The 15,079-nt window shown below is 42.3% G+C and carries 9 protein-coding genes; 8 read left to right on the top strand and 1 reads right to left on the bottom strand.

Annotation, left to right across the window (positions count from 1 at the left end; translation table 11 throughout):
* The first annotated feature begins 317 nt into the window (after positions 1-317).
* Positions 318-3,248 carry a type I restriction endonuclease subunit R gene (locus tag BFP75_RS01955; RefSeq protein WP_262497591.1) on the top strand — a complete coding sequence of 977 codons (2,931 nt, stop codon included), beginning with the start codon at positions 318-320 and terminating at the stop codon, positions 3,246-3,248.
* Positions 3,249-3,794: 546 nt separating this feature from the next.
* Positions 3,795-4,868 carry a serine hydrolase domain-containing protein gene (locus tag BFP75_RS01960; protein ID WP_099542997.1) on the top strand — a complete coding sequence of 358 codons (1,074 nt, stop codon included), beginning with the start codon at positions 3,795-3,797 and terminating at the stop codon, positions 4,866-4,868.
* Positions 4,869-5,078: 210 nt separating this feature from the next.
* Here BFP75_RS01960 and BFP75_RS01965 read toward each other — a convergent pair whose 3' ends face one another.
* Complete coding sequence (locus BFP75_RS01965) at positions 5,079-5,333, bottom strand: hypothetical protein (RefSeq protein WP_099542998.1); 255 nt, start codon at positions 5,331-5,333, stop codon at positions 5,079-5,081.
* 269 nt (positions 5,334-5,602) lie between these two features.
* Between BFP75_RS01965 and BFP75_RS01970 the strand changes: the two genes are divergently transcribed.
* The 6 genes from BFP75_RS01970 (at position 5,603) to BFP75_RS01995 (ending at position 15,044) form a co-directional block, all read left to right on the top strand.
* Positions 5,603-6,505: a DnaJ C-terminal domain-containing protein gene (locus BFP75_RS01970; protein ID WP_099542999.1), complete on the top strand. Its 903-nt coding sequence runs from the start codon at positions 5,603-5,605 to the stop codon at positions 6,503-6,505.
* An 8-nt stretch (positions 6,506-6,513) separates the two neighbouring features.
* A complete protein-coding gene (locus BFP75_RS01975; RefSeq protein WP_099543000.1) occupies positions 6,514-6,747 on the top strand; it encodes a chaperone modulator CbpM in 234 nt (77 codons plus the stop codon).
* Positions 6,748-7,054: 307 nt separating this feature from the next.
* Positions 7,055-8,503 carry a BLUF domain-containing protein gene (locus BFP75_RS01980; RefSeq protein ID WP_099543001.1) on the top strand — a complete coding sequence of 483 codons (1,449 nt, stop codon included), beginning with the start codon at positions 7,055-7,057 and terminating at the stop codon, positions 8,501-8,503.
* 153 nt (positions 8,504-8,656) lie between these two features.
* Entirely contained in the window at positions 8,657-11,491 is a 2,835-nt protein-coding gene (gene uvrA, locus BFP75_RS01985; protein WP_099543002.1) for an excinuclease ABC subunit UvrA, read from the top strand.
* Positions 11,492-11,500: 9 nt separating this feature from the next.
* Positions 11,501-12,187, top strand: a complete 687-nt coding sequence (locus BFP75_RS01990) for a TIGR00730 family Rossman fold protein (RefSeq protein ID WP_099543003.1) — start codon at positions 11,501-11,503, stop codon at positions 12,185-12,187.
* A 37-nt stretch (positions 12,188-12,224) separates the two neighbouring features.
* Positions 12,225-15,044, top strand: coding sequence for a metalloprotease (locus tag BFP75_RS01995; protein WP_240531667.1), 2,820 nt, complete (start codon positions 12,225-12,227; stop codon positions 15,042-15,044).
* Positions 15,045-15,079 lie beyond the last annotated feature (35 nt).

The raw sequence follows: 15,079 nt of genomic DNA on the forward strand, positions 1-15,079 counted from the left end.
GTTATCTGCGTAGGGTGGATCTCGTACTTCCTGCCCAGCTCTTGGATGGTAAAACGTTCCGATAGCGCCTCCAGCACCACCTTGAACTTGAATTTCGATGTGTGTTTCCTGCGTGTCATAATACAGTAAATTTAGATTAAAAATTAAACTTAACTTACTGTCCTATTTTTGGGGGGAATTATACAATCGAAACACCACAAAAGTTTTAGGCCTTTTTAAGGGTATTACCCTAATTAATGAGAACTCTCAACTTAGCTCAAGGGGGTTCTTAAGATACCTTAAGATTATTGGCTATTTAACTGGCTAAGTTTGATTTAATACTACATCAAGTTGGAAAGCAAAGAGGCGATTTAGTATGGCTAATCGACTTTAACACACCCGAGAACAACGATTTTATTGTTGCCAACCAGTTTACGGTGGTGGAAGATGGCGTAAACAAACGCCCTGACGTGATTCTATTTGTCAACGGCATTCCTCTGGTGGTTATTGAACTAAAAAATGCAGCGGATGAAAACGCGACCATCAAATCCGCTTTCCGCCAAATAGAAACCTATAAAGCGGTTATTCCAAGTCTGTTTACTTATAATGCGTTCACGATTATTACAGACGGCTTGGAAGCAAGAGCAGGAACGCTTTCATCGGGCATGAGCCGTTTTATGGCTTGGAAATCGGCAGACGGCAAAGAAGAAGCGTCACACTTGGTGAGCCAAATGGAAACACTTATCAATGGCATGCTCAAGAAAGAAACCTTGCTGGATTTGGTTCGCCATTTCATTGTGTTTGAAAAGTCGAAAAAGGAAGATGCTAAAACAGGTGTAACTACCATTTCAACCGTCAAAAAATTAGCGGCTTATCATCAATACTATGCCGTAAACCGTGCGGTGGAATCTGCCATGAGAGCGACAGGTTACACAGTAGAAAGAGAAACGCCAACCAGTATGGTGATGGAATCGCCTGAAAGTTATGGTGTGGCAGGTGTAAAATCACAACCCAAAGGCGACCGAAAAGGTGGTGTGGTTTGGCATACGCAGGGAAGTGGCAAATCCCTTTCCATGGTGTTCTTCACGGGTAAAATCGTATTGGCTTTAGACAATCCTACCGTTGTAGTTATCACCGACCGTAACGATTTGGACGACCAACTCTTTGACACCTTTGCTTCTTCCACTCAGTTGCTAAGGCAGGAACCAAAACAGATTGAAAACCGAAACGATTTAAAGGAAAAACTGAAAGTGGCTTCTGGTGGTGTGATATTCACCACCATTCAAAAATTCTCACCCGAAGAAGGAAATGTGTATGAAACACTTTCAGCACGTGAAAACATAGTAGTGATTGCCGATGAAGCCCACCGAACGCAATACGGTTTCAAAGCCAAAACCGTAGATGACAAAGACGAGCATGGCAATGTGATTGGAAAGAAAACGGTGTACGGTTTTGCCAAGTACATGCGTGATGCTTTGCCCAATGCTACCTATATCGGTTTTACAGGAACACCCATTGAAAACACCGATGTAAACACCCCTGCCGTTTTTGGAAACTACATTGACGTCTATGACATTGCCCAGGCGGTAGAAGATGGGGCAACCGTTCGTATTTATTACGAAAGTCGTTTGGCAAAAGTGAATCTTAACGAAGAAGGTAAAAAACTTGTTGAGGAACTGGATGATGAGTTGGATGGAGAAGAACTAACCGAAACCCAGAAAGCCAAAGCCAAATGGACACAGTTGGAAGCCTTAATCGGTAGTGAAAACAGAATTAAGAATGTAGCCAACGACATCATTCAGCATTTTGGTCAACGACAAGAAGTATTTGAAGGCAAAGGAATGATTGTCGCCATGTCAAGAAGGATTGCCGCTAACTTGTATGCCGAAATAATCAAACTCAAACCCGAATGGCATTCAGATGATTTGGACAAAGGTGACATTAAAGTCGTAATGACTTCATCATCTTCGGATGGACCGAAAATCGCCAAACATCATACGACCAAGCAACAGCGAAGAACGCTTGCCGACCGAATGAAAGACCCAGACGATGAATTGAAACTGGTGATAGTTCGGGATATGTGGCTGACTGGCTTTGATGCACCGAGTATGCATACGCTTTACATCGACAAACCGATGAAAGGCCACAACCTGATGCAAGCCATTGCAAGAGTAAACCGAGTTTACAAAGACAAGCCTGGCGGTTTGGTAGTGGATTACTTGGGTATTGCTTCTGATTTGAAAAAAGCACTTTCGTTCTATTCAGATGCCGGCGGAAAAGGCGACCCAACCATTGCCCAAGACCAAGCAGTTGAATTGATGTTGGAAAAACTGGAAGTGGTTTCACAGATGTACAGCGGCTTCCCGTATGAAGACTATTTCCAAGCCGAAACGGGTCAAAAACTTTCTATGATTCTGGCAGCTGAAGAACACATTCTCGGACTGGAGGACGGAAAGAAACGATACATCAATGAAGTAACCGCATTGTCCAAAGCCTTCGCGATTGCCGTTCCGCATGAGCAAGCAATGGACGTAAAAGATGAAGTTTCGTTTTTCCAAGCGGTAAAAGCACGCTTAGCCAAGTTTGACGGAACAGGATCAGGCAGAACCGATGAAGAAATTGAGACAACCATTCGTCAAGTCATTGACCAAGCCTTGGTTTCTGAACAAGTAATTGATGTCTTTGATGCCGCAGGTATTAAGAAACCTGACATTTCCATTCTTTCCGAAGACTTCCTGATGGAACTCAAAGGAATGGAACATAAAAATGTGGCGCTGGAAGTTTTGAAGAAACTGCTGAACGATGAAATAAAAGCACGTTCCAAAAAGAACTTGGTCAAGAGTAAGTCGCTCAAGGAAATGTTGGAGAATTCTATCAAGAAATACCACAACAAGATTTTGACGGCAGCCGAAGTGATGGACGAACTCATCAAGTTGAGTAAAGAAATCGTGAACATGGACAGTGAAGCCAAAAAACTTGGCCTGACTGACTTTGAATATGCTTTCTACACGGCTGTTTCCAACAACGATTCCGCCAAACAACTCATGCAGCAGGACAAGCTGAGAGAGCTTGCTGTAATATTGACCGAACGAGTAAAGCAAAATGCATCCATCGACTGGACAATTAAGGAAAGTGTAAGAGCGAAATTGAAAGTAATCATCAAACGGACTTTAAGACAATACGGCTATCCACCAGATATGCAAAAACTGGCGACAGAAACGGTATTGAAACAAGCCGAAATGATTGTGAAAGAATTGACAGCTACCTAGAAAATACCAATGCTCAATTGCCATAACCTGAAGGCTTGCGAAACCAAGCCCTTCGAAGAAGCCGCATCCCCCACTACCTAGCAATTCAATTCGATTGGTTTAATTACACAACTCGAACTAAAAAAAGCGATACGCTTCAATGTTTAAAACTCCGCTCAACCAATTTTAAAAACAGGAAATATCGCATATCGCGATATGCGGTATTTTTTTATAACACATTATTTATGAGTAAGATACCTGTTAATATTCCACAACCTCACTACCCCATGAATCAGTCAAATCTGTTCAACTACACACATCGCAGTAAACAAAAAAGTGATACGGTTAAAAGTTTAAAACCTCGCTCAGCCTGACATCAAAAAAGAAGTTTGGATTTACAATGTAATGTCTCTTAATGTAAAAAAGACCCAAATCCATCCTTACCGAAATAAACCATAACTCCTTCATAGACCTAAATTTTCGTTATTTTTGGGCTTCCCCCACTTTTATACCCATCCAGTTTGTATCATCTGGAGTAGCGAAGACCTAATCAACTAAAAAGAGCATATGAAAAACCTTGTCTTAGTAGGGTGTTTAATGTTACTACTAGGCTGTAGTAAAACTTCAGAAACCAAGGACACCCCAACCACCCAAACAGAAACCCCCGGTACCCCAACGGATACCGTAACCGAGGAACCTGAGGAAGAACCCGTAACAGAAGAAGAAACGGAAGAGGAAGAACCCATCAGTTTTGCAGATTTTGAAGCCAATATCACCGCCTTTATGGCAACCTATGATGTTCCCGGGCTCCAGGTCGCCATCACCATGGACGAACAATTGGTGTACGTTAAGTCCTTCGGGCTTGCAGACATAGAAAATCAAATCCTGGTTGCGGACAATTCCCTGTTTAGGGTTGCGAGTATCTCAAAACCTATCACCTTTATCAGCATGCTCAAACTCAGTGAGGAGGATCAAGTATCCCTGGGCGCGAAGGTATTTGGGGAATCGGCCCTATTGGGTACGGAATACGGGACACTCCCCTACTCCCAAGGCGTACTGGTAATTTCCGTAAACGACCTTATTGAGCACAGGTCCGGTTGGACCAACGACCCGTACGACATCATGTTCGACGACCCCAGCCTATCCTACCAGGAGCTTTTTTCTGAAATGATCGATAACCGCAGGATTGACGAGACACCAAACTACTACTACCTAAATTTTGGATATGCCGTTTTGGGCAGGGTTATTGAAAAGGTAAGCAATGTATCCTATGAAGCCTATGTTCAGGAAAACATTCTAAAGCCCATGGGCATAACCGAAATGAAAATTGGCGGGAACACATTGGCCGAACGACTTGAAAACGAGGTAGTGTACTATCCAAGTACGGAAGGTGCCTTTAGCCCCTACGACATGAACGTAACCCGAATGGATGCCCATGGTGGCTGGATCGCTTCCGCAACGGATTTGGCAAGATTTATGGTACATATTGACCGTAGACCTAATGTTCCGGATATACTACCTACAAACAGACTCAATAGGCCGTATTTTAACTTCTTCAATTGGGTGCATACGGGATCTCTTCCTGGAACCTCCTCCATCATGAGCAGACATAACGACACCTTCAACTACACCGGGTTATGAATAAACGTAGCATGAATTATGAGGCGATCTTAAATGCCATTCAATCCGTCATTAACAACGAGATTGATACCAGAACTGAATGGCCAGCTGTGGACCTTTTTGCTAGTGAATAAAAAATTACAATAAAACCTTTGGGAAAATTGAACGGATTCAATAAAAATCAACAGTAGCGCAGGTAAAGGTATTTTACGATTAAAAACTTTAAAGGATTTACTTTAATTCTGCCTGCTCCTCCAATTTAGAAATTTCCGTTACGGTAGATTTTAACAAGGTTTTCAATTGCTGCTTTTTAATTTTACAATCAACACCGTGCAAATCGAATTTACATCTATGTAGCATTCTACGGCAATACTCCAATCGTGTAGCAATGGGCAATTTTGATATGGCCTTGCCATATATATCGTCCAGTTCGGCCAAAGGTCTGGCATTGGAGTTCAAAAACCTAAAAGGATTGAATAATCGCATGGAAACACTACATTAATAACCTTTCAGTGCTTCAATAAGCTTGCCAAGCTATGTCTTAGAAGTGACTAAATTTTCATTGATGTTCAAAATTTGCTCGCTAAACCTCCCTTTTTTTACGTGCCCACGCTTCCCTAGGATGTTCCTGAACATTCGATTGCATGACACGTAAAATAACACGCTTAGCCCTTCTCACAAAAAACGGTTATAGGCACTCGCGATTCGTACAATTTGAGTAACTTGAACAGAGGAAAAGACCAGGTACCTAGCATATGAATTTTATAGATTATTACGAGGTTTTAGGATTGGACAAATCTGCGACCGAGAAGGAAATAAAGTCGGCCTACAGGAAACTGGCCCGAAAACATCATCCGGACCTAAACCCCAACAATACGGAAGCCGAAGAAAAGTTCAAGAAGATCAACGAGGCCCATGAAGTTTTAAGCGATCCCGAGAAAAGAAAAAAATACGACCAATACGGAAAGGATTGGCAACATGCGGAGGAGTTTGAGAAAGCCAAATCCCAAAGGCAGGGAAGACCTTCCGGTGGCGGTTACAATGAATATACCTACACTAGCGGCCAGGACAGTGATTTTTCAGACTTCTTTGAATCGATGTTTGGTGGTGGTGGCGGATTTGGAAGACAGCAAGGCAGGGCAAAGTACAGGGGACAGGATTATAACGCAGAGCTCCGTCTGAATCTTTCAGAGGTCATAGAAACCCATAAGCGTACGTTAACAGTAAACGGCAGGAACATTCGCATTACGATTCCCGCAGGAATTGAAGACGGACAAACGATTAAAATAAAGGGCTATGGAGGTGACGGAATAAGTGGCGGCCCCAAAGGAGACCTTTACATTACATTCGCCATTTTAAACGACACGTCCTTCAAAAGAGAGGGTGACAACCTGTATAAAACCATTGAAATACCCCTGTCAAAAGCCGTATTAGGCGGAGAAATAGTGGTTGAAACCTTAACGGGAAAGGTAAAATTAAACGTAAAGCGGGGCACCCAAAATGGTGCTACCGTCAAACTCAAAGGAAAAGGGTTTCCAAAATATAAAAAAGATGGATTTGGCGACTTATTCATTTCCTTTAGCCCTAAGATACCGGAAAACCTGACTACGGAACAGGAAAACCTTTTTAGGGAACTTGAAAAATCGGGCCTTAAATAAATACCATCATGAAAGCAACATTCATACATATCGAAGAATTCTGCACCCACCATAACATAGAGGTTTCGTTGGTTCATCAGCTTGTGGAGCTCGAAATACTTAGCATTGAAAAAACGGAAAATAAGGAAGTCATCGAGTTAAACGAACTGCCAAAACTGGAAAAAATGGTACGTCTCCACCAGGAATTGGAAATAAACCCGCAAGGACTACAAGCCATAGACCATTTGCTGGGTCAAGTTTAAGATCTTCAGGAGGAAGTGCTAAAACTTCGCAGAAGACTGAACAGGTTCGAAAAGTAGCACTCATATCCAAGTTTACGCGTTGGACTTCCCTTTTATTTCATACCTAAAAAATCTTTAGCTCATATGGGATTTTTATACGAATCCGAGTGAATTGGTCATTTAGGGTCCAGCATGGCCTATCCAATATCCATGTCCGTTTAAAACCTTGCGAGGTTAACGATATCGGGACTTAAGAAATATTTAATAGCGTGAATAACAAAAAATATTTTTAATTTTAACATTTTACGGTGACCTATTAAAAACCTCTATGCTCCACATAAATTTTGAACATCCTTTTGATCAATTGCGGAAATTGGCACTCAACCTTGGTGCGGATTTTAAGGAATATCAGGATTCAGCTGTTTTAACCTTGGACAATGCTTTGGGCAAGGGCCATGTCACTACCTATAGTGTCTTTGAAGGACTGAACGTAAGAATTTACGACATAACCTTTAATGACGACCTTAAAATATCCAAAATGGAGCAAGACCCCTCCATCATCTACTTTCTATATTGTGTAAAAGGACATTTTTTTCACAGATTTGAAGGCCAGGAAAACCCCAATAAAATCCACCCAAGACAAAATGTGATATTTTCCAGTGCCGCAGAGACTCCCAATATTGTCACCTTCCCGGCCAAGGTCCACTTAAAGCTCAGTGCCATATTTGTTAGGGAAAAAGTTGGTGTCGCAAATTCCAGAAGAAAAACGATTTTGGAATCGGCTTTGGAGGAGATTACAAGTTTTATACGAAAGGACAAGCCCTTTAGCTATTATGGGGAAATTAGTCCGCTAACTTCAAAATACGCCAACATTCTTATTGAAAACAATCGAATGGATGCCGTAGGCAAATTGTTGGTAGAAGGCGCCGTACTAAATACCTTGGCATCACAGGTGGAGCATCATGACGCGGACAAGGATGACGTGCAAACTGGGTTCCCGCTCTCCAATACCGAAATCCTCAAGATATCTGAAGTGGCCGAACATATTGCGGAACACATTGACCGATCCTTGAATATTGACCATCTTTCAAAGTTGTTCAGTTTGTCGCCAAAAAAACTTCAGGCCGGTTTTGGGCATCTATTTGGGGAAAGCCTGGGCAATTTTATTACACATTTGCGACTGGAAAAGGGAAAGGAGCTGTTACAGCATACGGACCTGACAATTTCCGAGGTATGCTATAAAATTGGTTTTTCTAGCAGAAGTTATTTCTCAAAATCATTTTCCGAAAGGTTTGGACAATTACCAAGTAAATTCAAAAGCAGCCTATCCACGGAGGATTTCATCTATGAACTTACGTACAAATCCGCCATGGCCCATGACCTTCAAATTTCGGATATTGAAGAGATCATTGAAGAGGCTACCAAAACCAATTTGGAACATAACATCACCGGGTGCCTGGTTTGCCAGAACAATATTTTTTTTCAGCTCTTGGAAGGCCCTAAATCCAATGTCCTTCGTGTCTATGATAAGATCAAAAATGATCCAAGGCACTACGATTTGGAAATTCTTACGAGAAAATTCAATGCCCACCGCTTTTTTCCAAATTGGAGCATGGCGCTACTTTCGGATAAGGATGCGTTGGACCATACATTCAAAAACAGGACCATCAATTTAAATTTGGATACTTCCGGTATTCTTGGCAATGAAAATGTAAGCATTAGCAGCACCGTTTTTTGGAGACGGGTCCTGAATATGATAAAAGTTTCCAAGTCCTAGTTGCACCTCCATAGCAATTTTCGGCACCATTCTTTTATTAGTTCTGTTCAATCGGAAAATACCGATATTTAAATCTTGATTTGACTAAATATAAATGGCGACCGGTTCTTGTTTCGGTATCAAAATCGTAATTTCGCAACTTTGCCAATTGCTATGATCCACTACGAAGAGAATATTGAGGTAAAGGGCGCGCGCGTCCATAATCTCAAAAACATCGATGTTACCATTCCCAGGGAAAAGCTGGTCGTCATCACCGGTCTTTCGGGAAGCGGAAAATCCTCACTGGCCTTTGATACGATCTATGCCGAAGGACAACGCAGGTATATCGAAACCTTTTCAGCCTATGCCCGGCAGTTTTTAGGTGGCCTGGAACGGCCGGATGTTGACAAGATAGACGGTCTCTCTCCCGTAATCGCCATAGAACAGAAAACCACCTCCAAATCCCCCAGGTCTACCGTTGGGACGATAACGGAAGTCTACGATTTCCTGCGATTGCTTTTTGCCCGTGCCAGTGACGCCCATAGTTACAATACCGGGGAAAAGATGGTGAGTTACAGTGATGACCAAATAAGATCGCTCATCATGGATGCCTTTGATGGAAAGAAAATCAACATCCTCGCTCCTATCATAAAGTCCAGAAAGGGACATTACAGGGAATTGTTCGAGCAAATCGCAAAACAGGGCTTTGTAAAGGTACGTGTGGACGGTGAAATCAAGGACATCGTAAAGGGTATGAAGGTAGACCGATACAAGACCCATGACATTGAAATAGTGATAGACAGGCTTAAGGTCCAACAAAGCGAGGATTTACAGAAACGATTGGCGGAAACCATCAATACGGCCATGTATAGCGGGGATAATGTTTTAATGGTCCTTGAGGAGGGCTCGCAAGTGCCACGATATTTTAGTAGGGATTTAATGTGCCCAACCACCGGTATCTCCTACCCTACGCCAGAACCCAATACATTTTCGTTCAACTCCCCAAAGGGAATGTGCCCCAATTGTAACGGGCTTGGACATATCTATGAGGTAAACGAGGACAAAATATTTCCGAATAAAAAACTATCCATTAAAAATGGTGCCATAGCACCGCTTGGCGAGTACAAAAAATCATGGGCCTTCAAGCAAATAGAGACCATTGCGCAGCGATTTAATTTTGAATTGACGGACCCCGTGGAAAAAATACCCAAGGAGGCCATTGCTATTTTGCTCAATGGCGGCAATGAAAGTTTTGAGGTGGACTCCAAGACCTTGGGCGTAAAAAGGACCTATAAAATCGACTACGAAGGTATTTCCAACTTTATAAAGAACCAGTTCGAGCAAGCGGAATCGACCTCCATAAAAAGATGGGCCAAAGATTACATGGATAAAATCGAATGTCCTACCTGCGAGGGCGCAAGGCTAAAAAAGGAATCCCTGTATTTTAAAATCGATGCAAGGAACATTGCGGAACTTGCCAATATGGATATTGCGGAGTTGGCCACTTTTTTTGAAGGTCTGGAAAAGACCCTGGAAGGTAACCAATTGAAGATTGCTGAGGAAATTATCAAGGAAATCCGGACCCGGATCCGCTTTCTTTTGGATGTAGGCCTGGACTACCTTTCCCTGAACCGTAGCTCAAAATCACTGTCCGGAGGCGAGGCACAAAGGATTCGGTTGGCCACCCAAATAGGCTCCCAATTGGTAGGTGTACTGTATATTTTGGACGAACCCAGTATTGGCCTTCACCAACGGGACAATGCCCGATTGATAAAATCCCTGGAATCCTTAAGGGACATAGGAAACTCCGTCATTGTGGTGGAACACGATAGGGATATGATCGAACGGGCGGATCATGTGATCGACATAGGCCCCAAAGCCGGTAAGCATGGCGGGGAAATTATTTCACAAGGCGACCCAAAAGACCTCAAAAAATATCATACGCTTACAGCCGATTACATTACGGGCGTAAAGGAAATAAAGGTGCCCAAAAAACGAAGAAAGGGCAACGGTGAGAAAATTGTACTATCGTGCTGTACGGGCAACAATCTAAAAAACATCACGGTGGAATTTCCCTTGGGAAAAATGATCGGGGTCACAGGGGTATCGGGAAGTGGCAAATCCACCTTGATCAACGAGACACTTTACCCCATTATGAACGCCCATTATTTTAATGGGGTCAAAAAACCCATGCCGTATAAAAAAATCAAGGGACTCGAGCACATAGACAAGGTAATCGATATAAACCAATCCCCTATCGGCAGAACGCCAAGGTCCAATCCCGCTACCTACACGGGTGTATTCAGCGAAATTCGTTCGCTGTTCACAAAAACCCCGGAAGCCTCCATACGAGGTTACAAACCAGGTAGGTTTAGTTTCAACGTGAAGGGAGGAAGGTGCGAAACCTGTCAAGGGGGAGGCCTACGGGTCATCGAGATGAATTTCCTGCCAGACGTTTATGTGGAATGTGAGACATGTAATGGCAAACGTTTTAATAGGGAGACGTTGGAGATCAGGTACAAGGGCAAGTCCATTTCAGATGTTTTGGAAATGACCATAAACGAAGCTGTCGATTTCTTTGAGGCAATCCCCAAGATCCATAGAAAACTTAAAACCATCCAAAATGTAGGATTGGGCTATATTTCCCTGGGCCAACAATCCACGACATTATCCGGAGGAGAAGCGCAACGCATAAAATTGGCAACCGAACTTTCCAAAAGGGATACGGGAAATACATTTTATATTTTGGACGAACCCACTACGGGCCTTCACTTTGAGGACATTAGGGTTTTAATGGAAGTTTTGGACAAACTTGTAAATAAGGGAAATACCGTTTTGGTAATTGAGCATAACCTGGATGTAATAAAAATGGTAGACCACGTTATTGATATAGGATACGAGGGTGGTCGAACGGGCGGTCAATTAATTGCAGCAGGCACCCCGGAAGAAATTTGTAAGGTCGAAGGCAGTTATACGGCAGAGTTTTTGAGGAAAGAATTAAAATTATAAGGCATACACATGAGAAACGAAAAACACCACAAGGGGTGGAACGAGATCAAGACGAACGATTCTTGGGCCATATTCAAGATTATGGGCGAATTCGTGAACGGTTTTGAAAAAATGAGCAAAATAGGACCGTGCGTATCCATATTTGGATCGGCAAGGACCAAGGACGATAATAAATACTATCAACTTGCCGTAAGCGTTTCCAAAAAAATAGCGGAAGCCGGCTACGGTGTTATTACCGGAGGCGGCCCTGGCATTATGGAGGCCGGTAACCGGGGAGCGCATTTGGCAGGCGGCACCTCCGTAGGGCTCAACATAGACCTTCCGTTTGAACAACATGACAATCCGTATATCGATGAGGACAAAAGCTTGGATTTTGACTATTTCTTTGTACGAAAGGTCATGTTCGTCAAATATTCCCAAGGATTTGTGGTCATGCCGGGAGGTTTTGGCACCTTGGATGAATTGTTCGAGGCCATCACCTTGATCCAAACGAACAAAATAGGTAAATTTCCAATCATTTTGGTAGGCAGTGATTTTTGGTCGGGTCTGTTCGATTGGATAAAAAACACGATGCTATCCTTTGGGAATATAAGTGCGGAAGACCTAGATCTGATTAAAATAGTGGATACCGAGGATGAGGTCGTGGAAATTATCGATGCCTTCTACAAAGGCCATACCCTAAGCCCCAATTTTTAGTTTGAAATTGAAAGGGACATCACGTATAAAAACATCAATGCTCACCTTGCTATGTTGTGTGGCGAACTGGGCAGCCTATGCACAATACGAAACGAATCTAACCGTCAAGCTAAATGATTTTACCAAGGAGTTGGACATCAAACAGGAGTTCAACTACTACAACGACTCCAACTATAACCTGGGAATCATTTATTTTAATGATTGGGCACATGCCTATTCAAACAAAAATACGGGGCTGGCAAAAAGGTTTGCCCAAGAATTCAAAAGAAGCCTGCACTTTGCAAAAAAAAGTGAACGGGGCTATACGACCATCATCAGTGCCGTAGATGGGGAATATGAAGGGCTGGAATGGGAAAGGACAGAAGAGTATGACATCATAAAATTCAGGTTGAACAAACCTTTACCGCCTGGGGAATCGGTAAAAATAATCATTACTTATAAGGTCCAGCTTCCGCCTAACAAGTATACGGACTATGGGTATGACAACCAGGGCAATTACTACCTCAAGGATTGGTACCTTACCCCCGCCGTATACGATGGAAAATGGCATTTGTACTCCAATAAGAATTTGGAAGACCTGTATACCAACATGACCAAAACCACCATTGATTTTACATTTCCAAAAGGTCGTTTTTTAAATTCCAATTTCAAGGAAGCCAATAGAACGGAAATGGGCAATAGTCAGCGTGTAGTGCTCATTGGCGAAAATCAAAAAAGCGCTGAAATCTTTCTAACCGTGCAAAATCTCTTTACGACCCACATTACCCCGGAAATGAAAGTGGTGACGAGCATTTCCGCACCCAGATATGATCCTATAGAACAAGGAATTTCAATTAACAGGATTACGGATTTCATTGAGAGAAAACTAGGAAAGTATCCCCATGAAAAACTATTGGTGAGTGAATTGGACTACAATAAAGACCCTCTTTACGGCATCAATCAGCTACCTTCATTTATCAGACCGTACGAACAAAAGTTTCAGTTTGAAATGAAATTCTTAAAAACCGCCCTGAACGGCATTCTTAAGGAAACGCTGTTTTTGGACCCCAGAAAGGAACAGTGGCTCAACAGTGCCATTGCCAATTACCTCATGATCGAGTATGTTGAGGAATTTTATCCGGATCAAAAATTGTTGGGCAACCTTTCGCGTATCTGGGGTGTTAGAAGTTTCAATTTGGCCAAAATGGAATTTAATGAACAATATCCATTTCTGTACAATTTAACGGCACGGAAAAATTTGGACCAAGCGCTCACCACCCCTAACGATTCCCTGATCAAATTCAACCAGAAAATTGCCAATAAATATAAGGCCGGACTGGGATTGGCCTATTTAGCAAATTATATTGGAAAGGAAAAGGTAGACCAGAGCATAAAGACATTTTTTGAGTATTACCAATTAAATAAAGTAAAGATCCTTGATTTTGAATCCATCCTAAAAAGATCTACCGATAAGGATATCAATTGGTTTTTTAGTGAATACGTATCAACGGACAGAAAGATAGATTTCAAGATTAAAAAAGTTGATAAATCCCAAGACTCCTTGGACGTAACCATAAAGAACAAGGAGGGAACGAATGTGCCCATAAGTATGTTTGGGTTAAAAAACGACACCGTGGTTTCCAAATACTGGTTCAAGGATATTGAGGCCTTGGAAACCTTTACCATACCCAACAACCAGGAAGATCGGTTGGTCCTGAATTACGATCAAAAGATACCGGAATTCAACCAACGGGACAATTGGAAATCCCTGAAAGGTTTTTTATCCAGTAACAAGAAATTGAAGTTCACTTTTTTCAAGGATTCGGAAAACCCGTATTACAATCAGGTTTTTTATGTGCCCGTCCTAAATTTCAACGTTTACGATGGTTGGGTACCGGGCATGCGGCTTTACAACAAAACCCTGTTGGAACGCCCATTTATTTATGATTTTGCCCCCTCCTACTCTTTTAGGGAAAACGCCTTTGTAGGGTACGGAAAGTTCAGTTATCGTAAATACCTGAGCAAGAGCGGACTATACGTGGCCAATTATTCCTTGGGCGGTTCCACATCGCACTTCAATGTAAATTCCAGGTATACTTCCATAACGCCCGCGTTGAGTTTTGGATGGCGGCCCGAGGACCTTATTTCCAATAAAAGACAGGTTTTATCATTTCGGTTTGTGAACATTCTAAGGGACTTTGACGAAAGTCTGATCGATTTGGCCAACGACCCTGAAAACCCGGATTACAGCGTATTCAATATCCGATACCTGAATAGGGACAACGATATTCTTGATTATAAATCGTGGTTCCTCGACTTTCAATTGGCCGGAAAGTTCAGTAAACTTTCCTTTGAATACGAATACAGAAAATTATTCGAGAGCAACAGGCAATTTAATTTTAGATTTTTTGCCGGAAAGTTCTTAAGCAATAATACCAATTCCAATTTTTTCAGCTTTGCCCTAGACCGACCAACGGATTACTTGTTCGATTACAGTTATTTGGGCCGTTCAGAAGACACCGGCATCTATAGCCAACAAATAATAATCGCGGAGGGAGGTTTCAAATCCTTTTTGGACGAGCGATATCGTTTTTCGGATAATTGGATGGCCACCGTAAATACCAGCTTTAATCTGTGGAAATGGATAGAATTGTATGGCGACGCAGGATTGGTCAAAAACAATGGCCTCAGTGAAAAGTTTGTGTATGATTCTGGCGTGCGCCTTAATTTGGTCACGGATTATTTTGAACTCTACTTTCCCTTGTATTCCAATAACGGGTGGGAAATTTCACAACCGGATTACGGTGAAAAAATACGCTTTATCATTACGGTAAGTCCAAAAACCCTGACGGGCCTATTTACAAGAAAATGGTTTTGATTTTGGAATTTTCAATGAATTGCCCTCCTATCCTT

This window comes from Maribacter sp. 4G9, assembly GCF_002742265.1.
Lineage (GTDB): Bacteria > Bacteroidota > Bacteroidia > Flavobacteriales > Flavobacteriaceae > Maribacter.

What these genes read in the sequence shown, in the direction of transcription:
- BFP75_RS01960 (WP_099542997.1), top strand. Translation starts at nt 3,795, where the DNA reads ATGAAAAACCTTGTCTTAGTAGGGTGTTTAATGTTACTACTAGGCTGT.
- BFP75_RS01965 (WP_099542998.1), bottom strand. Translation starts at nt 5,333, where the DNA reads ATGCGATTATTCAATCCTTTTAGGTTTTTGAACTCCAATGCCAGACCT.
- BFP75_RS01970 (WP_099542999.1), top strand. Translation starts at nt 5,603, where the DNA reads ATGAATTTTATAGATTATTACGAGGTTTTAGGATTGGACAAATCTGCG.
- BFP75_RS01975 (WP_099543000.1), top strand. Translation starts at nt 6,514, where the DNA reads ATGAAAGCAACATTCATACATATCGAAGAATTCTGCACCCACCATAAC.
- BFP75_RS01980 (WP_099543001.1), top strand. Translation starts at nt 7,055, where the DNA reads ATGCTCCACATAAATTTTGAACATCCTTTTGATCAATTGCGGAAATTG.
- uvrA (WP_099543002.1), top strand. Translation starts at nt 8,657, where the DNA reads ATGATCCACTACGAAGAGAATATTGAGGTAAAGGGCGCGCGCGTCCAT.
- BFP75_RS01990 (WP_099543003.1), top strand. Translation starts at nt 11,501, where the DNA reads ATGAGAAACGAAAAACACCACAAGGGGTGGAACGAGATCAAGACGAAC.
- BFP75_RS01995 (WP_240531667.1), top strand. Translation starts at nt 12,225, where the DNA reads ATGCTCACCTTGCTATGTTGTGTGGCGAACTGGGCAGCCTATGCACAA.